Raw genomic sequence first — 19,921 nt, forward strand, 5'->3', positions numbered from 1 at the left:
GGCGTCTGCCGATTTTTTGTGGAAACCCACACCGCCCCCCACCCCCCCCCCCCGGCCCCCCCCCCCCCCCCCCCCCCCCCGGTACCGCTCGTACTCCCGGCCGAGCAGGACGCGGAGCCCGGGCCCGTCGGGAACGCTCCAGGAGCCGGCCGACGCGTACAGCACCACGGCGGTCCCGGCGTGCAGCGCCGACTCGGCGGCCGCGGTCCAGGCTCCGCCGGGTCCGTCCGCGTGCAGGTGTGCCACCGCGGGCGCGGTCACGCGCCCACCAGCCGACGCGTGCCGGTGGGTGCCGTGCGGGCCGGCGCCGCCGGCCGGCGGCAGTGCGCGACCGCCTCGTCGAACAGGGCGCCGCTCAACTCGGTGTCCGGGCCGACCGGTTCGAGGCCGAGGCGGATCGCGATCCGGGACAGTGCGGCCACCAGGCGGTCCCGGTCGGTGGTGATCCGCCGTCCCCGGCCGGTGCCGCGCCAGCCGTCCAGACAAGCGGCCGCCGCGGTCAGCAGCGCGTAGCGGTCGGCCAGGGCCCAGGTGCCGGCCGGGGCCGCCGTCGGCGCGAGGGCGCAGGCGGCGACCACGGCGCGGCGTTCCCGCTCCAGTTCGTCGAGCAGGGCGTGCAGGTCCAGCGGCAGCGCGGCAGGGCGTACCGAGGTGAGGGGCCGGGCCAGCCGGTCCTCCCCGGTGGGCGGCCCGTCCAGCCGTGCCGTCACGGCGTCGAGCCGCGCACGGTGGTCGGGGTGCCACATGGCCCGGTGCAGCCGCCGGGCGTGACCCCGGTACGCGGCGCCCGGCCCCGTGTTCCGCTGCGCCTGCGCGCCCAGCAGCACGGACAGGGCGTCGACGCTCTCCATGAGCAGCCGCGGCAGCAGGAACCTGGCCGTGGCCGAGTGATTGCCGCCGTCGGCGCGCAGCAGCCGGTCGCCCACCCACAGGTCCAGGTAGGCGGCTCCGGCCGCGGCCCGCCCGAGCCGCGAGGGCTCGGTGCCGGCCACGGCCGCCAGGGCGCCGCGCAGCGCCAGGTCGGCGTGGACCATGAGCTGGGCGGGGGACGGGGCGGCGGTGGTCCGCACGGCGTCAGACCAGCTGGTCGTAGCTCACCGCGCGGGAGCGCAGCAGGATCTCGCCGTCCGTCACCTCGATGACGTCGTGCACGACGGTGCTGGGCCACACCTCCGGCCGCTCGTTCGGCCGCACCCGCACGATCAGCGCGTACACGGTGGAACGGATGCTGCCGTCCTGCTGCGGCTCCAGGACCATCTGGTTGAAGAAGTGACGACGCTGCGTGGGGTCGTCCTGGTACTTCTTCAGGAACGACCGCAGCTCCTCGAGGATCGCGTCACGGCCGACGGCCGGGGCGATGTCCGGTGAGTGCTGGAAGCTGCCGTCCTTCGTGAACGTCTGCGTGTACTCCTCCAGCCGGCCCTCGTCGAGGGCCTGCATCTGGTGGGCGTAGAACTGCTGGACCTGGGTGTAGAGGTCACTGCTGACGGGCGCGGGCATGAGCGTTCCTCACGTGGGTCGTCGGACGGGAGGTGGCCGGGCCAGGATCGCCACCGGCGCTCGAATCGCTCTGGAGCACGGTCGGGGCGGCGCATGAGTGCGGCCGGTGCGCTTCCAGGGACCTTCCAGCACGGCACGAGGCGCGCCCAGCACGCTCGGTGGGCACCTGCCGTCACAGCGATTCGGGAGAACACATGTCACAGGCAGTCAAGCCGGTTGCCCTGGTCACGGGAGCCACCAGCGGGATCGGTCTCGAGATCGCCCGGCGCCTCGCCGGGCTCGGGGCCCGCGTCTACCTGTGTGCGCGCCAGGAGACTCAACTGGCCGACACCATCAAGGAGTTGACGGACGCCGGATACGAGGTCGACGGCACCACGTGTGACGTGTCCGACCCCGAGCAGATCAGGTCCTTCGTCCGCGCGGCCGTCGACCGCTTCGGGCCGGTCGACATCCTCGTCAACAACGCCGGGCGAAGCGGCGGCGGAGCCACCAACGAGATCGCGGACGACCTCTGGTTCGACGTCATCAACACGAACCTCAACAGCGTCTTCCTGATGACCAAGGAAGTCCTCAACACCGGCGGCATGCTGGCGAAGAAGTCCGGCCGGATCATCTCGATCGCCTCCACCGGCGGGAAGCAGGGCGTCGTGCACGCCGCGCCCTACTCGGCGTCCAAGCACGGCGTGGTCGGCTTCTCCAAGGCCCTCGGCCTGGAGCTGGCCCGCACCGGCATCACGGTCAACGCGGTGTGCCCCGGCTTCGTCGAGACCCCGATGGCGGAGCGGGTGCGCGAGCACTACGCCGGCATCTGGGGCGTGAGCGAGCAGGAGACCCACGACCGCATCACCACCCGCGTGCCGCTGGGCCGTTACGTGGAGACCCGTGAAGTGGCCGCCATGGTCGAGTACCTGGTGAGCGACGACGCGGCCGCGGTGACCGCGCAGGCCCTCAACGTGTGCGGCGGCCTGGGCAACTACTGATCCACCGCGCGTACGGCCATGACGCGGCCGCTCCTCCCCGGTGCGGGAGAGGAGCGGCCGCTCGCGTACGGGCCCGCGTTCAGGCCGCGGAGACCTGGCTGTCCTCGCCGGTGTGCGCGGCGGCGTGCGTCATCGTCGTCAGGCTGTTGCGGCCCAGCGCCTCGCGCACGAAGGCACGGGCGTCGGCGAGGGTGGCCTGCTCGCCGAGCACCTCGCGCACCGTCGCCGGGTTCAGGGCCACGGTGTGCCGGGCGGTGGCCACGGGCCCGTCCGGGCCGTCCGCGAACGTCCACAGACCGCTGTGCCCGGTCAGCAGCTTCGGCAGCACGTGCTGCTTGTAGGCGATCCACGACGGCTCGTGGCAGACGCGCACCGAGCGGGTGGTGTGCGCCGAGCCGTCCGCCGTGACGGTGTCCATCTCCAGGTCCTGCACGCCCGGCTGCTCCTCGGTGAGCCGCACCCGGCCGACGTGCGGCAGCCGCTCGGCCCACAGATCGGCCCGGTTGACGAAGTCGTACGCCGCCGCGGCGCCGCCGGTGATCGGGACGACGTCGGTGAAGGAGAACACCACGTCGGCCACCGGGTGGCCGAGCTCGGCGACCCGGGCGAGCGCCGCCAGTTCCTCGCCGCTGTTGCGGTCCAGCGCGGTCAGCAGCGCCTCGACGGCGGCGGGCGCGTCGTCCTCGACGCTGAAGCGGTGGCGCAGCACCACCTCGGTGCGGCCGTCGGGCAGCTCTCGCAGCAGCCAGCTGCCGGCCATCGAGGTGACCGGTGCGAAGCTGCGCTGCTGCCGGAAGCTCACGTAGCGGCGCGCGGGGTCGAGGACCCGCCGCGACGTCCAGCTGGTGACCTTCCCGTTGACCTGCGCCCAGATCTCGAAGACCTCGCTGCGCTCGTCGCGTTCGAGGTGGCGCACGTACACGCTGGGCCCGAACACCGCGGGCCACAGGGTGACATCGGCCACCAGGTCGTAGACGACCTGGGCGGGAGCGGACACGACGCGGGTGTGCTCGGTGCGGTGGATCACGGTTCGTTCCATGGCGGGTTCTCCTCGGCTCGGGGCGGTGGCGCGGACGGGGCCGGGGCCCGTATCCCAGCGGCAGCGGATACGGGCCCCGGAGGCATGCGGTCGGGCCCGGACGTCAGACGGCGGCCGACGCCGTGCCGGTGTTGACCAGGGCGAGGAGCGCGCGGGGCGTCTCCACGTCCGCGATGTCGTCGTCCGACAGGTCGATTCCGTACTCCTGCTTGATGCGCGCCGCGGACTCCATCAGGGCGAGCGAGTCGTAACCGAGGTCCTCGAACGTGCTGTCGAGGATGTCGCCGGTCAGGTCGAGGCTGTCGTCCTCGCCGGCGCAGGCGATGAGGATGCGTCGCAGATCTTCGATGGCGAGCTGAGCCATGAGGGCCTTCTCCTGTCAGGTGGGAACCGCCGGCGTACGGCAGCTCAGTGGTCGGTGTGGCGCGTGACGACGACGGCCGAGTTGAAGCCCCAGCGCCCGCGTGCGAGGACGAGGGCCGCCGACACCGGGCGGGTACGCGGTTCGCCGGTCACCAGGTCGATGCCGTAGGCGTCGGGGACACGGGCGGTGAAGCCGCTGGCCGGGACGACCCCGTCCCGGATCGAGAGCAGCGCGCTCACCAGGTCCGCGGGGCCGCCCCCCGCGTACATCCGGCCGGTCAGCGCCTTGGGCGCGGTCACCGGCACACCCCGCGGGCCGAAGACGGCGCGCAGCGCGTCCGCCTCGATCCGGTCGAGCTCGGGCAGGCCGGCCGCGTCGGCGAACACCACGTCGATGTCGGCGGGCGCCAGACCCGCGTCGGCCAGGGCCAGTTCGGCCGCCCGGCGCAGCCCGGGCTCGCGGCCGGAGCCCGGTTTGGGGTCGAACGTCGAGGCGTAGCCGGCGATCTCGCCGTAGATCCGGGGCGCGCCGCGCTCACGGGCGCTCGCGGCGTCCTCGGCGATGAGGATCGCGCCGCCCTCGCCGGGCACATAGCCGGCCGCCCGCTCGTCGAACGGCAGGTACGCCGCCTCCGGGTCGGTGGCGGTGGTGACCCGGCCGCCCGCCAGCTGGGAGGCCCAGCCCCAGGGATCGAACGCGGCGTCCACACCGCCGGACACCACGAGCTTGGTGCCGCGCCCCACGGTGCGCCGGGCGTGCCCGACGGCGTCCAGGCCGCCGGCCTGCTCGCCCACCAGCGCGGCGCTGGGACCGCGCAGCTTGTGCCGGATGGAGATCTGGCCGGTGTTGACCGCGTAGAACCAGGCGAAGGACTCGTAGACGGAGACGAACTCCGAGCCCTTCGACCAGAGTTTGTTGAACTCCTGGTGGGTGAACGCGAAACCGCCCAGGGCGTTCGAGGTGACCGTGCCCATGTCGTAGTCGGGCAGGGTGTTCTCGTCGACCCCCGCGTCCGCGAGGGCCCAGGCGGCGGCGGTCAGGGCGTAGCGGGTCGACACGTCGGTCTGCGGCAGCAGTCTGCTGGGCAGATGGGCCTTGGCGTCGTAGTCGACGATCTGCCCGGCCAGCCGCGAGGGGTACGCGGAGGTGTCGAAGCCGGTCAGCTCCCGGACACCGTTGGTGCCCGTCAGCGTCGCCTTCCAGAACGCCTCGGTGCCCAGGCCGTTGGGCGTGGCCGCCCCGATGCCCGTGATCACGGTGGTCATGCCGCGGCCACCTCCGGACGGTGCAGGATCATCGCGCTCTGGAAGCCGCCGAAGCCGGAGCCGACCGTGAGCACCGTGTCCACGCGTTGTTCCCGCGCGGTCAGCGGCACGTAGTCGAGGTCGCACTCGGGGTCGGGGGTGTGCAGGTTCGCCGTCGGCGGCACGACATTGTGCTCGATCGCCAGCAGCGACGCGGCGATCTCGACGGAGCCGATGGCACCCAGCGAGTGGCCGACCATCGACTTGATGGAGGAGACCGGCACGTCGTAGGCGTGCTGCCCCAGCGAACGCTTGAACGCGGCCGTCTCGTGACGGTCGTTCTGCTTGGTGCCCGAACCGTGCGCGTTGATGTAGTCGATCCTGGTGCCGTCCAGGCGTGCCTCGTCCAGTGAGACGCGGATGGCCTCGGCCATCTCGCGGCCGTCCTTGCGCAGGCCCGTCATGTGGTGGGCGTTGCATCGGGTGGCGTACCCGCCGACCTCCGCGTAGATGTGCGCACCGCGCTTCTTGGCCGCCTCGTACTCCTCCAGCACGAACATGGCGGCGCCCTCGGCGAGCACGAACCCGTTGCGCGTGCCGTCGAAGGGCCGCGAGGCGTGCGCCGGGTCGTCGTTGCGCGTCGTCGTCGCCTTGATGGCGTCGAAGCAGGCGACCACGATCGGCGAGATCGGGGTGTCCGCGGCGCCGGCGACGACGGTGTCGACCGTGCCCTCGCGGATGAGCTGCACGGCGTAGCCGACCGAGTCGAGCCCCGAGGTGCAGCCGTCGGACACCATGGTCACCGGGCCTTCCGCACCCACTTCCCAGGCCACCTCGGCCGGCATGACGCCGGGGGAGAGGTAGTCGAACATGTGCGGGGACAGGTAGGAGGGGTCGACCTCCCACTCCTTGCCCGCGTCCGACATCACGAGGTACTCGTTCTCCAGGCTGGTCGCCGAGGCGACCGCGCTGCCCAGACTGACCCCGACCCGGTGCGGATCGAGCGCGGACAGGTCCAGTCCGCTGTCCGCGACCGCCTCGCGGGTGCAGGCCACCGCGAACTGCGTGGCCCGGTCCATGCGGCGGATCTCGCGCGGGCCGAAGCCCTCGGCCGCCGCGTCGAAGTCGACCTCGCCGGCGATCCGCGAACGGAACGGCGACGCGTCGAAGAAGGAGATGCTCCGGGTGGCGGTGCGGCCGGCCGACAGCAGGTCCCAGAACGCCTTCGTTCCGTTGCCGCCGGGGGCGCGTACACCGACACCGGTGATCACGACGCGCCGGGTCATGTCCGGCCCGCGTTCGTAGACAACATCGCTGTGAGTCCTTTCGCCTCTGAAACAGCGGCAGTTACGTGGTGAAAGGCTGTGGTGACGGTCTAGAGCACCACTCGACCCCGCCTCGGGAGGGCGCGCGAGGTCACCGGGAGCGGGCGCACGCGGAGCCCGCACCGGCCGCCGTGCCGCGTGCGGCCCGGAGACGGGCGGGAGCACTCCCGGGCGGGCCGGCGCACCGGGGAAGCGCCCCTTGGTGGCCGCCGGCGTCAGCCGGGGCGTGGCAGCGGGGCGTGAGGCGAGGGGACCGGTCAAGTACCGGACGTACCGGCCGGGTTGTGCCGCCGGTAGTAGCGGGCGACCCGGGCCCGGTTGCCGCAGCGGGTGGGGGAGCACCAGCGGCGGCGGGGGTGTGACGGCAGGAAGAGCATCACACAGTCGCCCGCCTCGCACTCCTTGAGCCCGGCGATCGCCGGATCCGTCAGCAGGTCCGCCGTGGCCTCGGCCAGTGCGGCCGCCAGCCGGACGCCGAGCGGGCCGGAGCGGCGGGAGACGGCCGTGACGGCGGTGCCGTCCCAGCCCAGTTCGCGCACGGGGGGCGCGGCACGCTGGGCCTCGGTGAGCCCGCGCAGCGCGGACGCGGGAGGCACGGCCGCGTCCAGCAGCGCCCGGACGGCGGCTTCGGTGTGCTCGCGGACGGCGTGGACGGCAAGGAGGTCGTCCCGGGCCGGTGTGGCGGTCCGGACGTCCTCCGGAAGGCGATCGGCCTGCAGCGCCAGCCACCGGGACAGCTGCTGCGAGGTGGCGAGCAGGTCCGTGCGGCCGTCGGCGCCCCGTGGACGGGTGTTGACCAGGTCCAGGGCCAGGGGCTCGCCGGTGAGCGGTGCGCTGTCAGCCATGGACTAATGCTAAACCACGCGGTTGACGCATTAAACGAAGTGACGTAGGACTAATGCGACTTCACGCCTTGGAGGCATGTGACATGACGTACGCGAACACGCCCGGCATCGCCGTCCCGGCCCGGTCCGCCCACCGGTTCGCCGAGGTCGACGGAGTGGACGTCTTCTACCGGGAGTCCCTGCCCGAGCGCCCGGACGCCCCGGTGCTGCTGCTCCTGCACGGCTTCCCCTCCGCCTCGCACCAGTTCCGCCGCCTCATCGACACCCTCGGCCGTCACCACCGGCTCATCGCCCCGGACTATCCGGGCTTCGGACACACCCGCGCCCCGGACGGGTTCACGTACTCCTTCGACCGGCTCGCCGATGTCGTCGAGGGCTTCACCGAACGCCTGGGGCTGACCCGCTACGCGATGTACCTCTTCGACTTCGGCGCCCCCGTCGGCTTCCGCCTGGCGCTGCGCCGTCCGGAGCGGGTCGCCGGCCTGATCGTGCAGAACGGCAACGCGTACACCGAGGGCCTGTCGGACGCCGCCCGCGCGTTCACCGCCCTCACTCCCGACGTACCCGGCGCCGAGCAGGCCGTCCTCGGCCTGTTCACCCTGGACGCCACCCGCGCCCAGTACGAGACCGGGACCGTCGACCCCGAACTGATCGCCCCGGAAGGCTGGCTGCTGGACCAGCACTTCCTCGACCTGCCCGGCCGCAAGCAGGCACAGCGCGCGCTGGCCTACGACTACAAGACCAACATCGCCGCCTACCCGGCCTGGCAGGAATGGCTGCGTCTGCACCGGCCGCCGACCCTGATCACCTGGGGCACCCGCGACCCGTTCTTCCCCGAACCGGGCGCCCGCGCCTACCTCCGCGACGTGCCCGACGCCGAACTCCACCTGTTCGACACCGGCCACTTCGCCCTCGAGGACCGCCTGCCGGAGATCGCCCCGCTCATCGCCGGCTTCCTGACCCGCGCCTGGAACGGGGAGCGCCGCCCGTAGCCCCCACGCCGCCGGGCCGGGCCTGCTCAGGGGTGCGTCGTGGGCCGGGCGAGACGGGGGCGGAGGGTCCGGGCGACGTCCTCGGCGCGGGAGGACCGGGTCGCGCATCTGCTCCAGGGCGGAACCGGACGGCTTCATGCGCCGGATGACCACGAGGCGCCCGACGGCCGTCTCCGTGTGGGGACGGAACGCCGGATCGCGCGGCATGGCGGCCGTATGTCGGCGCGACGAAGAGGATGTTGCAGCGGACGGGCGACCAACACCGCCCGGTTGTCCCGGAGCCGGGGCTGCGGCTAGCGTGCCCGGCATGTGGCTTTCCCAGCGGCTCACCGTGCGGCGCGCCGTCGATCTGATGCGCGTCGCCACCGCGCTGTGTAGGTGACGCCGGGCGTCCCGGCGCGTCCCGGAGCGTTCGTACGGCCCCCGTTCGCCGGCCGCTCCCGTACGCGTACACGCCCGCGCCCGCCCGGAGCATTCACCCGCAGCAGTGTGCGAAGGAGACTTCCGTGAACCCGCGCAGAACCCGCCGCGCCGCCCGCCTCGCCCGCACCGCCCTGGTGACGGCGAGCGCCGCGGCCCTCGCCGCCACCGCGACCGTCACGTCCGCCACGGCAGGGGACCAGGGGCCGCGTCCGTCGGTGGCGCTCGACTGGTACGACACCACGGCCGCGTCCATCGCCGCCGCCGGCGCCCCCACCCAGGTCACCAACAGCCGCACCTGGGCCATCAGCTGGCTCGCGGCGGCCCGCGCCACCCGCACCGTGCCGCACGGCGTCGACCGGGCCGACTTCCAGGACGCGGCCCTCGCCTCCGCCGTCCACGACTCCCTGACCGCCCTGATCCCCGCCCGCGCCCGGCAGCTCGACGCCGCGCTCGCGACGACACTGGACCGCATCCCGGACGGTGCCGCCGAGACCCGGGGCGTCGAGGCCGGGGCCCGCCAGGCCAGGGTGGTGCTCGCCTCCCGGCAGGGGGACGGCCTCGACCCGGCCTCGGTCGACGCACCGTTCCCGGTGCCCGACGCCGCGCCCGGCGTATGGCAGCCGACACCGCCCGCCCACGCCCCGGCCACGCAGTACGGCAACCGGCTCGCCCGGCCCTTCCTGCTCGCGCGCGCCGACCAGTACCGGCTGCCCGCACCGCCCGCCCTCACCTCCGAGCGCTACCGGAACGATCTCGCCGAGGTCCGCGCGTACGGAGCCGCGAACAGCACCGTCCGCACCCCGCGGCAGACGGAGACCGCCACCTTCTGGTTCGGTCCCTCGCTGACGCTCTACACCGAGCCCCTGCGCGTCGCGCTGGCCCGGTCGCCGCGGTCGGCGGCCGGGCAGGCCCGACTGGTGGCGCTGTTCCACGTCGCCCTGGTGGACACGCAGATCGCCACCTCCGACAGCAAGTACACCTATCTGCGCTGGCGTCCGGTCACCGCGATCCGCACGGGCGCCATCGACCCCGACCCCGGCTGGACCCCGCTGCACACCACACCGGCGCACCCCGACTACCCCAGCGGCCACGGCACCTACGCCGGCGCGGCGCAGACCGTCCTGACCGCGCTCACCGGGCCGCGCACGGCGCCCTTCGAGCTGACCAGCCCCACCGCCCCCGGTGTCGTCCGCACCTACACCTCCTGGAGCCGGCTCTCGAAGGACAACGTGGACGCCCGCGTGTACTCCGGCATCCACACCCGCTCGGCCGACGAGGCGGGAGTCCTTCTGGGCGAGCGCGTCGCGGCCCACACGCTGCGCGCCGAGGAGCGGCTGTTCGGCGACCTCTGAGCGGCGGCCGGCGCCGGCCCGCGGACGTCCCGGCCGCCGCGCGGTGCGGAGTCTCAGTCACCGCCCCCGGCCGGCTCGTCCGTCACCGTGAGCAGGTCGTCCCGGGCGGCCAGGGCGTCGAGGGAGAGCGTGCGGTAGCCGACGTCGTCGAAGAGGGCGGTGATCCGGTCCCCGTCCTCGCTCAGCACCGTGCCCCGGCCCCACTGGTCGTGACGCACGGCGGCTCCGACCGGATAGGAGCCCGCGTCCGGGTGCGCCGGCCGCCGTCCGGCGGCCGTCCCGTCGTCTTCCGCGGCCTCCCGCTCGTCGCAGATGTCGCAGTTGCCGCACGGCGCCGGGTACTCCTCGCCGAAGTAGCCCAGCAGGAAACGCCGCCGGCAGCCGGTCGTCTCCGCGTACGCGCGGGCCATCTCGACCCTCGACCGGTCCATGCGCTTGTGGGCCTCGGCGTTGTCCTCGGCCCGCCGCACCGCCGTCGCCGGGGCGGTGCCCGCGACCGGCCGGACGGCACCCGAGGCGTCCGTCACCACGGCGTCGGCCTCCTCCAGCAGGTTCACGGCCGTGGTGACCCGGGCCCGCGACATGCCCGTCTCCCGGCGCAGCTCCTTCAGCCCCGCCGGATCGTCGCCGTGGTCGTGGACGGCTTCCACCACGGCCGCCACGGTGTCCCTGCTCGGCGGGCGGCCGCTGAAGTAGGCCCGCATGCCCGTGTCCTGCGCGCGGTAGTGCAGCACGGCGAGCGCGGGGCGCCCGTCCCGGCCGCACCGCCCGATCTCCTGGTAGTAGGCGTCCAGGGAACCGGGCAGCGACGCATGGAGGACGTACCGTACGTCCTCCTTGTCGATCCCCATCCCGAAGGCCGAGGTCGCCACCACCACGTCCGTGCCGCCCGTCAGGAAGTCCTCGTGGACCTGCCGGCGCTCGGCGGCGCGCAGACCGGCGTGGTACGCCCGCGCGGTGAGGCCGAGAGCGGTCAGCTCCGCCGCGTAGTACTCGGTGTCCTTCCGCGTCGCCGCGTAGACGATGCCGGGCTTGGGCCCGGCGGCGGCCTGCTCCACGACGACACGCCGTCGTTCGTCCTCCTCCAGGTGACGGTGCGCTTCGAGCCTGATCTCGGGGCGGTCGAACCCGGTGACGAGCTGCCGGGCGCCGTCCATGCCGAGCCGGTCGAGGATGTCCTGCCGGACCGGGGGAGCGGCGGTCGCGGTGAGCGCGAGCACGGGGGGCCGCCCCAGACGCCGTACCGCCTGGGCCAGGCGCAGGTAGTCGGGCCGGAAGTCGTGGCCCCAGGACGACACGCACTGGGCCTCGTCCACGACGAACAGGCCGGGATCCGCCTCGGCCAGCCGGTCGACCACCTCGTCCTTGGCCAGCTGCTCGGGCGACAGATAGACGAAACGCACCGCGCCGCGCCGTACGGCGTCCCAGGCGGCGTTCGTTTCGGCCGCGCTCAGGTCGGAGTTCACGGCGACGGCGCCCGGCTCGTGCTCACCGCCGGGCAGTCCCGCGATCTGGTCCCGCTGGAGCGCCAGCAGTGGTGACACGACGACCACCGGGCCGGACAGCAGCAGACCCGGCACCTGGTACACGGCGGACTTGCCGGACCCGGTCGGCATGACCACGAGCGCGTCTTCGCCCTCCAGCACCCATTCCATGGCCGTGAGCTGCTCGGGACGCAGCTCCTGCCAGCCGAAGACGTCGGCGGCCGTCTCCCGCAGACGCCTCGCCCGCCGTCCGCGCGAACCCTCGCCGGTCATGTCCCGCTCCCTCGCTCCGCCGCCGGAACGGCACCACATCCCGGCCCGGCACGGCTCCGGGTACCCCGCGGCGGGCCGGCGAAGCCCGCTGCCCCGATCACCCGCGCGACGCGAAGGCCACCGGTGCCGTCGTCGCCCGGGCCGCCCGCGAGGCCGTGCGCTCTCGGGCAAACGCCGGTGCGCTCACCAGAAACCGGGCCGGGACCGCCGGACCTAACGTGACGGCGAAGCAGCCGCGCCAGGGGCTCGCACGCGCCTCGCCGCATCCCGTCCGGATGCGGCGAGCCGCACCGGTGGCCCCCGGCTCCTTCCCTCCCCACCAGGCATACCGCCCGGACGGCCGTCCGGACCGTACCGACCCAGCACCGAAAGGCACCCTCATGGCCGACATCGCCCAGGTCACCGCTGCTCCCAGCCCGGACCTGCTCACCCCCGACAACTGCGCGGTGCTGTTCATCGACCACCAGCCGCAGATGTTCTTCGGCACCGGCAGCGGCGACCGCACCGCGATCATCAACGCGACCGTCGGCCTGGCGAAGGCAGCCAAGGTCTTCGACGTGCCGGTGGTCCTGAGCACCGTGGCCGCCGAGTCCTTCTCCGGTCCGCTCCTGCCGCAGCTCGCGGCCGTCTTCCCCGGCCGGGAGATCATCGACCGCACCTCGATGAACGCCTGGGAGGACACCGCCTTCGTCGAGGCGGTCAAGGCCACCGGCCGCAAGAAGCTGGTCCTCGCCGGCCTGTGGACCGAGGTCTGCATCGTGCTGCCCGCCCTGTCCGCGCTCGCCCAGGACTACGAGGTGTACGTGGTCACCGACGCGTCCGGCGGTGTCAGCCCGCAGGCCCACGAACACGCCGTGCAGCGCATGGTCCAGGCCGGCGTGGTCCCGGTGACCTGGGTGCAGGTGCTGCTGGAGCTCCAGCGGGACTGGGCGCGTACGGACACGTACCTGCCGGTCATGGACGTCGTGAAGGAGCACGGCGGCACCTACGGCCTCGGGGTCGTCTACGCGCAGACGGTCATCGGCGAGCACGCCGCCGGCTGACCCACCACCCACGGTTGACGACGGACGTCAGGAACAGGCAGACGACGCGATGGACAGCGGACTGTTGGTGCTCCGGCTGGTGGTGGGACTCCTCATCGCCGGGCACGGAGTGCAGAAGGTCAGTTTCCGGCTGGGCGGCAACGGGCTGGCCGGAGGGACCGAGGAATTCCGCCGTGACGGCTTCCGCGGCGGGAGACTCACCGCGCTCGCCGCGGGCGGCAGCCAGATCGGCGCCGGCCTGTTCCTGGCGGCCGGCCTCCTCACCCCGCTGGCGGCGATGGCCGCCATGGGAGTGATGACGGTGGCCGGGACGGTCAAACGGCACAAGGGGCTCTGGGTGCAGAACGACGGCTACGAGTACCCGCTGGTCCTCGTCACCGCCGCCGCGGCCCTGGCCCTGACCGGCCCCGGCCACTGGTCCCTCGACGACCTCCTCGGGCCGGTCCCCTGGCCGCTGTGGATCTCCCTCGCGGCGATCGTCATCGGCCCGGCCAGCGGACTGCTCACCCGCTCCGCGCTGCACCGCGGCCCCGCCGGCCCCACCACGGACGGGGGGACGCGGCATGCGCGGACTGCTGACTGACGCCGCCCGCACACTGGTCCCACCGCGGGGCGACCGGCACGGCCCCCTGCCCCCGCTGCTGCTGGGACTGACCGTGGTGACCGGCCTCGTCGACGCCGTCACCTACCTGGCCCTCGGACACGTCTTCGTCGCCAACATGACGGGCAACGTCGTCTTCCTCGGCTTCGCCCTGGCCGGCGCGCCGGGCCTGTCCGCACCCGCGTCCGTCGTCTCCATGATGTCGTTCCTCACCGGGGCCCTGGCCGGAGGCCGCTTCGGCACCCGCTACGCCGCGCACCGCGGCCGGATGCTGACCGCGGCCACCGCCGTCCAGGCGCTCCTGGTCGCCGGCACGGTGCTCACCGTCGCGGTCGCGGACGGGGAGGTGACCGGCCCGGTGAAGTACACCCTCATCGTGCTGCTGGGCATCGCCATGGGGCTCCAGAACGCCGTCGCCCGGCGCCTCGGCGTCCCGGACCTGACCACGACCGTCCTGACCCTGACCCTGACCGGTCTGGCGGCGGACTCCGCCCCGGCCGGCGGGGCCACCCCCCGGCCCGGCCGGCGGGTCCTCTCCGTCCTGGCCATGTTCCTCGGCGCCCTCGCCGGTGCCCTGCTCCTGCGGCACGCCGAACTCCTCCCCGTCCTGGCCCTGGCCCTGGCGCTGCTCACGGCGACCCTGATCACCGTCCGCCGCCACCGGGCCTCCGACGCCGACTGGACGAGGCCGCAGTCGTGAACCCGGCGCGGCACCCGGCGTGGGCACCGCTCGCGGCGCGCGTCTTCCGCGCGCTGTGGATCGCGCAACTGGTGTCCAACACCGGCACCTGGATGCAGACGGTCGGCGCCCAGTGGCTCCTGGTCGGGCACGGCGCCGCCCTGGTGACACTCGTGCAGACGGCCTCCAGCCTCCCGGTCGTCCTGCTCGCCCTGCCCTCCGGGGTGCTGGCCGACCGCTACGACCGACGCAAGGTGCTGCTGGCCGCCCAGTTCGCCATGCTCGCCGTCTCCACCGCGCTCACCGTGCTCGCGTTCCGGGGCGCGCTCGCCCCGGGCCTCCTGCTGAGCCTCACCTTCCTGCTGGGCTGCGGCACTGCCCTGATGGGCCCGGCCTGGCAGGCGATCCAGCCGGAACTGGTGGAGCGCGGGCAGCTGGGGCAGGCGGCGGCGCTGGGCGCCGTGAACATGAACCTGGCCCGCGCCGTGGGCCCGGCCCTCGGCGGCGCGGTGGTCGCCGCGGCGGGCGCGGGCTGGGTCTTCGCCTTCAACGCCCTGTCGTACCTGGGCATCGCGGCCGTGCTCCTGCTGTGGCACCGGCCGGTCCCGCCACGGCCCGCCGCCCCGGGCGAGGGGCTTCTCGCGGCCGTGCAGGCCGGCCGCCGCTACGTCCGGCACGCTCCGGGAGTCCGCCGGGTCCTGCTGCGCACCGCTGTGTTCATCCCGGGCGGAGCCGCCCTGTGGTCGCTGCTTCCCCTCGTCGCGAACCGTTCCCTGGGACTCGGGTCGGACGGGTACGGGCTGCTGCTCGGCGTCGTGGGCGCCGGTGCGGTGGGCGGCGCCTTCGCGCTGCCCGTGATCCGGCGCGGGCTGGGCGCCAACGGCACCCTTGCCGCGGGGGCGGCCGTCTTCGCCGGGACGCTGGTCGTGCTGGCCACCACCCGCACCCCCTGGCTCGCGGCGGCCGCGCTGCTGCCCGCGGGACTGGCCTGGATCGGTGTGCTGTCCACCCTCAACACCGCCGTGCAGCAACGGCTGCCCGGGTGGGTGCGGGGGCGCGGACTCGCCGTCTACCTCGTGGTGTTCCAGGGCGGACAGGCGCTCACCGCACCCGTGTGGGGCGCGCTGGCCGACGGGCTGGGACTGACCGTCTCCCTTCTGCTCGGCGCCGGGCTGCTCGTGGCCTGTGCCCTGAGTGTGCGCCGGTGGCCGCTGCACACCGCGGAGGGGCTCGACCCGAGCCCCTCCGACCACTGGCCCGTTCCGCCCCTGGTGTTCGAACCCGGACCGGCCGACGGTCCGGTACTCGTCTCCGTCACGTACCGGATCGCTCCGCGCGACTGGGCGGCCTTCACCGACCGCATGCGGCACGTGGCCCGTTCCCGGCACCGCACCGGAGCCCTGACCTGGGGACTCTTCCAGGACGGCGGCGATCCCGAACGGTTCATCGAGAACTACGTCGTGGCTTCCTGGGCGGAGCACCTGGCCCAGCACCACAGCAGGCTCACCGCCGACGACCGCCGTGACGAGGAGCAGGCCCGCGCCCTGCTCGTGGCGGGCACCGCACCGGAGGTGACCCATGCCTTCCACGCCACCGCCGGCCCCGTGGTGACCCCGGGCAAGCGGCACGCGGGACGGAACACACCGGCACCACCGGGTGTTCGGGGAAATGCTTGATCACGCACCTGAGGCACCCGCGCCCGACGGACGCCTCCCCACGTACTCACGAAGGACATGAACCGTGTTCCAGCGCATTCTCGTAGCCGTCGACTCCAGCCCCGCCCGTCATTCCGTCGTACGCCTGGCCGGTGACATGGCCCGGCTGACCGGCGCCGAGGTCGGCGTCCTGCACATCGCCGCCTCCACGGCGACGCTCGCCACCGTCGTCTCCCTGGAGGACGACGAGCAGGGCAGGGCCATCCTCGACGAGGCCGTCACCTCGCTGCGTGACGCGGGCGTCGAGGCCGAGGGCGTCCTCGCGAACGCCCTGACGACCCAGATAGCCACCACGATCTCCGCCGCCGCCGAGGAGCGGCAGGCCGACCTGCTGATCCTCAGCCCCCACCACCGCGGGGCGCTCGAGGCGTTCATCCACCCCCGGGTCAGCGACGCCGTCGTCCACAGCAGCCGTACGGCCGTACTCCTCGCGCCCGCGGACAGCTCCGGCGACCAGGACTGACCCCGGCACGGCCGGGTGCGCCGGGCGGTCCGCGAACGCGGGCCGCCCGGCGTTTTCCCGCGCACGCTCCGCACGGGGCCCGGGACACCGGCGGTGCGCTACGGGGACGGCGAGTGGCGCACCGAGGAACGACCGGCCGGCCCGGCGTCCCCCTGGCCTGGCCACGGCCCCCGTGAGCGACCACCTGAGAGCACCATGGCCGGACACGCCGGCGGAGCGGTTCACCGTCGTCGCACCGGATCCGCGCGGTGACGGCGACACGGACATGCCCGCCTCCGGCTCCGGCAGGCGGACCGTGGCGGGCGACATCAGGGCGCCGGCGGACCACCTCGGGAACGGGCGGATCGCCCTGGCCGGCCACGACCGCGGAGCCCGCGTCGGCACCCGGTTCGCCAAGGACCACCCCGAGCGCATCGACCCGCTCGTGGCCATGGACAACACGCCCACCCGGATCGTCGCCGGGACCTGCGACGTACGCCTCGCCCGGCAGGGCTACCGGTTGTCACCTTCCTCGGCGTGCCCGGCCTGCCCGAGGCACTCGTCGCTGGCCGCGAGGAGACCTGGCTCACCCACTCGTGCCGACCCTGCGGGGGCGAGGACTTCGGCGCCGTCGGCCATGCCTGCGACGTCTCCGACGTGTCGAAGGGCATGGCCCGCGACGTCCGCGCAGTGCCCCTCGCCCGGTGCGGACACCTGGGCCGGGAAGAACGACCGGACGTCGTCAACCGCGAACTCCTGGACCTCCTCGCCGACCGGGCCGGCTGACCGTGCCGCCCGGGCACGCACAGACCACGACCAGGGCACTGACGGACAAACACACCTCGCACGTCGGCTCTAAGGTCACTCACATACCGGCGGCTCCCGCCCACCGCGATCCGCCACGGCCGGCAGTCCGGCCCGCACACCCCACCCACGACCCCCGAAAGGGCACTCCCATGTCCCGTTCCCCCCAGCCGACCGTCGTCCTCGTCCACGGCGCGTTCGCCGACGCCTCCAGCTACGCCCAGGTGATCCCCCGGCTCCTCGCCCGCGGTCTGGACGTGGTCGCCCCGGCCGTCCCCAACCGCAGCCTGATCGGTGACGCCGCGTACGTCGCCTCGATCGTCCGTCAGATCCCCGGTCCCGTCGTCCTGGTGGGCCACTCCTACGGCGGCGCCGTCATCACGGTCGCCGGCACCGAGGACAACGTCCGGGCGCTGGTCTACCTGGCCGGTTACGCCCTGGAGAAGGGCGAGAGCCTCGGCGAACTCCAGGGCCGCTTCCCGGACTCCGACCTTGCCGCCGCCCTCGTCTACACGCCCTTCCCCCTCGAGGGCTCGACCGGGAACGGCACCGACGTGTCGGTCCGGCCGGACAAGTTCCCGGCCGTCTTCGCCGCCGATGTCGACGCCCGCCTCGCCGAGGTCCTCGCCGTCTCGCAGCGTCCCCTCGCGGCCCAGGCGTTCGCCGACGCCGCACCGGCCGCCGCCTGGAAGACCAAGCCCTCCTGGGGCCTGGTCGCCTCCTCCGACCACACCATCAACCCGGACGTGGAGCGCTACGGCTACCAGCGGGCCGGCATGACCACCGTCGAGGTCGACTCCTCCCACCTGGTGATGCTCTCCCACCCCGAGCGCGTCGCCGACCTGATCGAGGAAGCCGTCCGGGCCACCTCCGCCTGACACACCGGCTGCCGAGCCCACCCCTTTCACAGAGAGCCACCCATGAACGCACCGATCTCCCGCCGCACCGTGACCGCGTCCCTCCTGGCCGGCGCCGCCGCGCTGGGCACCGCGGGCGCCGCGCACTCCGCCCCGGCGGCGGCCCACGACACGGGCAGAGCGCACCCACGTCCGGACACACCCACCGTGGTCCTGATCCACGGCGCGTTCGCCGACGCCTCCAGCTGGAGCGGCGTGGTCGAACGCCTCCAGCGGCACGGCCACCGCGTGCTGGCGCCGGCCCTGCCCCTGCGCGGACTGGCGAGCGACGCCGCCTACATCCGCAGTGTCCTCGACAGCGTCACCGGACCGGTCGTGCTGGTGGGGCACTCCTACGGCGGAGCGGTCATCAGCCAGGCCGCGGCCGACACCCCGCACGTCAAGGCGCTGGTGTACGTCGCCGCCTTCGTGCCCGAGGTCGGGGAGAGCGCGCTCCAGCTGACCGACCGGTTCCCCGGAAGCACCCTGGGACAGGCCACCGTCACCCGGCACTACCCGCTGCCCGGCGGCGGACAGGGCGAGGAACTGGTCATCAGGAAAGACCTGTTCCGCCGGCAGTTCGCGGCCGGCGTCCCCGTCCGGACCGCCCAGGTCATGGCCGTGGGACAGCGGCCGATCACCCTCGCCGCGCTCCAGGAGCCCGCCACCGCCGCCGCGTGGAAGCGGATCCCCAGCTGGTACCTCGTGGCGACCGAGGACCGCAACATCCCGCCGGCCGCCGAGCGGTGGATGGCCCGGCGCGCCCGCGCCCGCACCGTAGCCGTCCGCGCCCCGCACGCGGTGTCCGTGAGCGACCCCGGGCCCGTCACCGACCTGATCCTGAGCGCCGCGCGCTCCGGTCGCTGACCCGGGCCGGCCACCCGCCCCCGACGACGTACCGCCCGGGAACGCGGCCCCCCGCGGCCGTGACCGGCCGGCCGCGGGACCTCCCGCGCGGCGCGGTCTCGGGGTTCACCCCGGACCGGGGCACCGTGCGCGATCTGCGCGGACAACGAGATCGCCCTGATCTGGTCCGCCCGGCGGCCGGCACCGGGTGGTGCCCACCGGCGCCGACGGACTGGAGAACCCGACCTCGCTCACCGTGCGGGACACCACCGCCCACGTCGCCGGCGGCGCGTACTTCACCAGCGACGCCCCCCACCTCCCGGCCGCCCCGTCGCCCCGCGCCGGCAGGCCGGCCTGCGCCGCCCGACCGGCCGGCGGCACCCCACCCCCACGAGAGGACGACTCGATGACGCAACCTCCCGCCACCCCGGCGACGCCGGCGGCGTTCGATCCCGAGGCCTTCCACGTCGTGCCGGCCAGGACGTTCGAGGACCTGCGCGTCGGCGAGGTCTTCCGGGCACCCAGCCGCACCCTGACGGACGCCCACGCCGCCGCCTTCCAGACCGTCTCCGCGGACAACCACCCGGTGCACTACGACGCCGAGTGGGCACGCAGGCACGGGCACTCGGCACCGGTGGTGCACGGCTTGCAGGTCCTCGCCTTCACCGCCCCCGGCGCCACCCTGTTCCCGCACTTCATCGGCGAGGTGTTCCTCAGCTTCCTCGAACTGTCCTGCGCCTTCCTGGCCGAAGTGCACTCCGGGGACACCCTGTACCCGGCCCTCACCATCACCGCCCTGGAGCCCCGGGACGACAACGGAGTGGTGACCACGTCCGCCACCATCCACAACCAGCGCGGCGAACTCGTGCTGTCCGGCCGGCACAAGTACCTGCTGCGGCGCCGGTGACCTCGGGAAGAGACATGACGCACCGCATCCTCCTGCCCGGCGTGCTCCTCGGCTGCGCCGTACTCGCCGGGTGCGCGGGCCGGGGCACGGACGGCACCGCGCAGGACGGTCCGAGCGGACCCGTCACCTCGGCGCCGGCAAGGACCGCCGGCGTTCCGGCACCTTCC

General features: G+C 73.9%; 20 protein-coding genes and 1 pseudogene. 13 read left to right on the top strand and 8 right to left on the bottom strand.

The genetic code is table 11. The features are described from left to right. Window positions 1–257 precede the first annotated feature (257 nt). Window positions 258–1,070 carry a hypothetical protein gene (locus ACZ4W9_RS37630; protein WP_467943676.1) on the bottom strand — a complete coding sequence of 271 codons (813 nt, stop codon included), beginning with the start codon at window positions 1,068–1,070 and terminating at the stop codon, window positions 258–260. A 4-nt stretch (window positions 1,071–1,074) separates the two neighbouring features. Further along, a complete protein-coding gene (locus tag ACZ4W9_RS37635; protein ID WP_467943678.1) occupies window positions 1,075–1,500 on the bottom strand; it encodes a nuclear transport factor 2 family protein in 426 nt (141 codons plus the stop codon). A gap of 194 nt (window positions 1,501–1,694) precedes the next feature. Between ACZ4W9_RS37635 and ACZ4W9_RS37640 the strand changes: the two genes are divergently transcribed. Next, a complete protein-coding gene (locus ACZ4W9_RS37640; RefSeq protein ID WP_467943680.1) occupies window positions 1,695–2,480 on the top strand; it encodes a 3-oxoacyl-ACP reductase in 786 nt (261 codons plus the stop codon). Window positions 2,481–2,559: 79 nt separating this feature from the next. Here the strand turns inward: ACZ4W9_RS37640 and ACZ4W9_RS37645 are convergent, their stop codons facing one another. The 5 genes from ACZ4W9_RS37645 to ACZ4W9_RS37665 all read right to left on the bottom strand — a co-directional run bounded on the left by ACZ4W9_RS37645 (window position 2,560) and on the right by ACZ4W9_RS37665 (window position 7,297). Next, window positions 2,560–3,519 carry an aromatase/cyclase gene (locus ACZ4W9_RS37645; protein WP_467943682.1) on the bottom strand — a complete coding sequence of 320 codons (960 nt, stop codon included), beginning with the start codon at window positions 3,517–3,519 and terminating at the stop codon, window positions 2,560–2,562. A 103-nt stretch (window positions 3,520–3,622) separates the two neighbouring features. After that, complete coding sequence (locus ACZ4W9_RS37650; RefSeq protein ID WP_467943684.1) at window positions 3,623–3,883, bottom strand: acyl carrier protein; 261 nt, start codon at window positions 3,881–3,883, stop codon at window positions 3,623–3,625. A 44-nt stretch (window positions 3,884–3,927) separates the two neighbouring features. Then, on the bottom strand, window positions 3,928–5,148 hold the full coding sequence (locus tag ACZ4W9_RS37655; protein ID WP_467943687.1) for a ketosynthase chain-length factor: 1,221 nt from the start codon (window positions 5,146–5,148) through the stop codon (window positions 3,928–3,930). Then, window positions 5,145–6,413, bottom strand: a complete 1,269-nt coding sequence (locus ACZ4W9_RS37660; RefSeq protein WP_467943690.1) for a beta-ketoacyl-[acyl-carrier-protein] synthase family protein — start codon at window positions 6,411–6,413, stop codon at window positions 5,145–5,147. The genes ACZ4W9_RS37655 and ACZ4W9_RS37660 overlap by 4 nt, the downstream gene beginning before the upstream one ends. Window positions 6,414–6,709: 296 nt before the next feature. Then, window positions 6,710–7,297, bottom strand: coding sequence for a CGNR zinc finger domain-containing protein (locus tag ACZ4W9_RS37665; RefSeq protein WP_467943693.1), 588 nt, complete (start codon window positions 7,295–7,297; stop codon window positions 6,710–6,712). 83 nt (window positions 7,298–7,380) lie between these two features. Between ACZ4W9_RS37665 and ACZ4W9_RS37670 the strand changes: the two genes are divergently transcribed. Both ACZ4W9_RS37670 and ACZ4W9_RS37675 read left to right on the top strand, forming a co-directional pair. Continuing rightward, a complete protein-coding gene (locus tag ACZ4W9_RS37670; RefSeq protein WP_467943695.1) occupies window positions 7,381–8,289 on the top strand; it encodes an alpha/beta fold hydrolase in 909 nt (302 codons plus the stop codon). 506 nt (window positions 8,290–8,795) lie between these two features. Next, window positions 8,796–10,064, top strand: a complete 1,269-nt coding sequence (locus ACZ4W9_RS37675; RefSeq protein ID WP_467943697.1) for a vanadium-dependent haloperoxidase — start codon at window positions 8,796–8,798, stop codon at window positions 10,062–10,064. A gap of 53 nt (window positions 10,065–10,117) precedes the next feature. Here ACZ4W9_RS37675 and ACZ4W9_RS37680 read toward each other — a convergent pair whose 3' ends face one another. Further along, a complete protein-coding gene (locus tag ACZ4W9_RS37680; protein ID WP_467943700.1) occupies window positions 10,118–11,821 on the bottom strand; it encodes a RecQ family ATP-dependent DNA helicase in 1,704 nt (567 codons plus the stop codon). 380 nt (window positions 11,822–12,201) lie between these two features. Here ACZ4W9_RS37680 and ACZ4W9_RS37685 point away from each other — a divergent pair, with 380 nt between their 5' ends. The 10 genes and pseudogenes from ACZ4W9_RS37685 (at window position 12,202) to ACZ4W9_RS37730 (ending at window position 19,754) form a co-directional block, all read left to right on the top strand. After that, window positions 12,202–12,864 carry a hydrolase gene (locus tag ACZ4W9_RS37685; RefSeq protein WP_467943702.1) on the top strand — a complete coding sequence of 221 codons (663 nt, stop codon included), beginning with the start codon at window positions 12,202–12,204 and terminating at the stop codon, window positions 12,862–12,864. Between the two features lie 49 nt (window positions 12,865–12,913). Beyond that, window positions 12,914–13,447: a DoxX family protein gene (locus ACZ4W9_RS37690; RefSeq protein WP_467943704.1), complete on the top strand. Its 534-nt coding sequence runs from the start codon at window positions 12,914–12,916 to the stop codon at window positions 13,445–13,447. Next, a complete protein-coding gene (locus tag ACZ4W9_RS37695) occupies window positions 13,428–14,165 on the top strand; it encodes a YoaK family protein (RefSeq protein WP_467943707.1) in 738 nt (245 codons plus the stop codon). The genes ACZ4W9_RS37690 and ACZ4W9_RS37695 overlap by 20 nt, the downstream gene beginning before the upstream one ends. Further along, window positions 14,162–15,820, top strand: coding sequence for an MFS transporter (locus ACZ4W9_RS37700; protein ID WP_467943709.1), 1,659 nt, complete (start codon window positions 14,162–14,164; stop codon window positions 15,818–15,820). The genes ACZ4W9_RS37695 and ACZ4W9_RS37700 overlap by 4 nt, the downstream gene beginning before the upstream one ends. A gap of 64 nt (window positions 15,821–15,884) precedes the next feature. Next, window positions 15,885–16,322, top strand: coding sequence for a universal stress protein (locus ACZ4W9_RS37705; protein WP_467943711.1), 438 nt, complete (start codon window positions 15,885–15,887; stop codon window positions 16,320–16,322). Between the two features lie 172 nt (window positions 16,323–16,494). Further along, a pseudogene (locus tag ACZ4W9_RS37710) lies at window positions 16,495–16,707 on the top strand (alpha/beta fold hydrolase); the annotation flags it as partial. A gap of 131 nt (window positions 16,708–16,838) precedes the next feature. Next, a complete protein-coding gene (locus ACZ4W9_RS37715) occupies window positions 16,839–17,087 on the top strand; it encodes a hypothetical protein (protein WP_467943741.1) in 249 nt (82 codons plus the stop codon). A gap of 170 nt (window positions 17,088–17,257) precedes the next feature. Further along, on the top strand, window positions 17,258–17,983 hold the full coding sequence (locus tag ACZ4W9_RS37720; RefSeq protein WP_467943713.1) for an alpha/beta fold hydrolase: 726 nt from the start codon (window positions 17,258–17,260) through the stop codon (window positions 17,981–17,983). A 42-nt stretch (window positions 17,984–18,025) separates the two neighbouring features. Then, window positions 18,026–18,868, top strand: coding sequence for an alpha/beta hydrolase (locus ACZ4W9_RS37725; RefSeq protein WP_467943715.1), 843 nt, complete (start codon window positions 18,026–18,028; stop codon window positions 18,866–18,868). A 190-nt stretch (window positions 18,869–19,058) separates the two neighbouring features. After that, the gene (locus ACZ4W9_RS37730) at window positions 19,059–19,754 is read left to right on the top strand and encodes a MaoC family dehydratase (protein WP_467943717.1); all 696 of its coding nucleotides are present in this window, start codon (window positions 19,059–19,061) and stop codon (window positions 19,752–19,754) included. Window positions 19,755–19,921 lie beyond the last annotated feature (167 nt).

Source organism: Streptomyces sp. NPDC029296 (genome assembly GCF_055569255.1).

What these genes read in the sequence shown, in the direction of transcription:
- ACZ4W9_RS37655 (WP_467943687.1), bottom strand. Translation starts at nt 5,148, where the DNA reads ATGACCACCGTGATCACGGGCATCGGGGCGGCCACGCCCAACGGCCTG.
- ACZ4W9_RS37640 (WP_467943680.1), top strand. Translation starts at nt 1,695, where the DNA reads ATGTCACAGGCAGTCAAGCCGGTTGCCCTGGTCACGGGAGCCACCAGC.
- ACZ4W9_RS37685 (WP_467943702.1), top strand. Translation starts at nt 12,202, where the DNA reads ATGGCCGACATCGCCCAGGTCACCGCTGCTCCCAGCCCGGACCTGCTC.
- ACZ4W9_RS37670 (WP_467943695.1), top strand. Translation starts at nt 7,381, where the DNA reads ATGACGTACGCGAACACGCCCGGCATCGCCGTCCCGGCCCGGTCCGCC.
- ACZ4W9_RS37645 (WP_467943682.1), bottom strand. Translation starts at nt 3,519, where the DNA reads ATGGAACGAACCGTGATCCACCGCACCGAGCACACCCGCGTCGTGTCC.
- ACZ4W9_RS37665 (WP_467943693.1), bottom strand. Translation starts at nt 7,297, where the DNA reads ATGGCTGACAGCGCACCGCTCACCGGCGAGCCCCTGGCCCTGGACCTG.
- ACZ4W9_RS37650 (WP_467943684.1), bottom strand. Translation starts at nt 3,883, where the DNA reads ATGGCTCAGCTCGCCATCGAAGATCTGCGACGCATCCTCATCGCCTGC.
- ACZ4W9_RS37635 (WP_467943678.1), bottom strand. Translation starts at nt 1,500, where the DNA reads ATGCCCGCGCCCGTCAGCAGTGACCTCTACACCCAGGTCCAGCAGTTC.
- ACZ4W9_RS37680 (WP_467943700.1), bottom strand. Translation starts at nt 11,821, where the DNA reads ATGACCGGCGAGGGTTCGCGCGGACGGCGGGCGAGGCGTCTGCGGGAG.
- ACZ4W9_RS37660 (WP_467943690.1), bottom strand. Translation starts at nt 6,413, where the DNA reads ATGACCCGGCGCGTCGTGATCACCGGTGTCGGTGTACGCGCCCCCGGC.
- ACZ4W9_RS37695 (WP_467943707.1), top strand. Translation starts at nt 13,428, where the DNA reads ATGCGCGGACTGCTGACTGACGCCGCCCGCACACTGGTCCCACCGCGG.
- ACZ4W9_RS37690 (WP_467943704.1), top strand. Translation starts at nt 12,914, where the DNA reads ATGGACAGCGGACTGTTGGTGCTCCGGCTGGTGGTGGGACTCCTCATC.
- ACZ4W9_RS37725 (WP_467943715.1), top strand. Translation starts at nt 18,026, where the DNA reads ATGAACGCACCGATCTCCCGCCGCACCGTGACCGCGTCCCTCCTGGCC.
- ACZ4W9_RS37720 (WP_467943713.1), top strand. Translation starts at nt 17,258, where the DNA reads ATGTCCCGTTCCCCCCAGCCGACCGTCGTCCTCGTCCACGGCGCGTTC.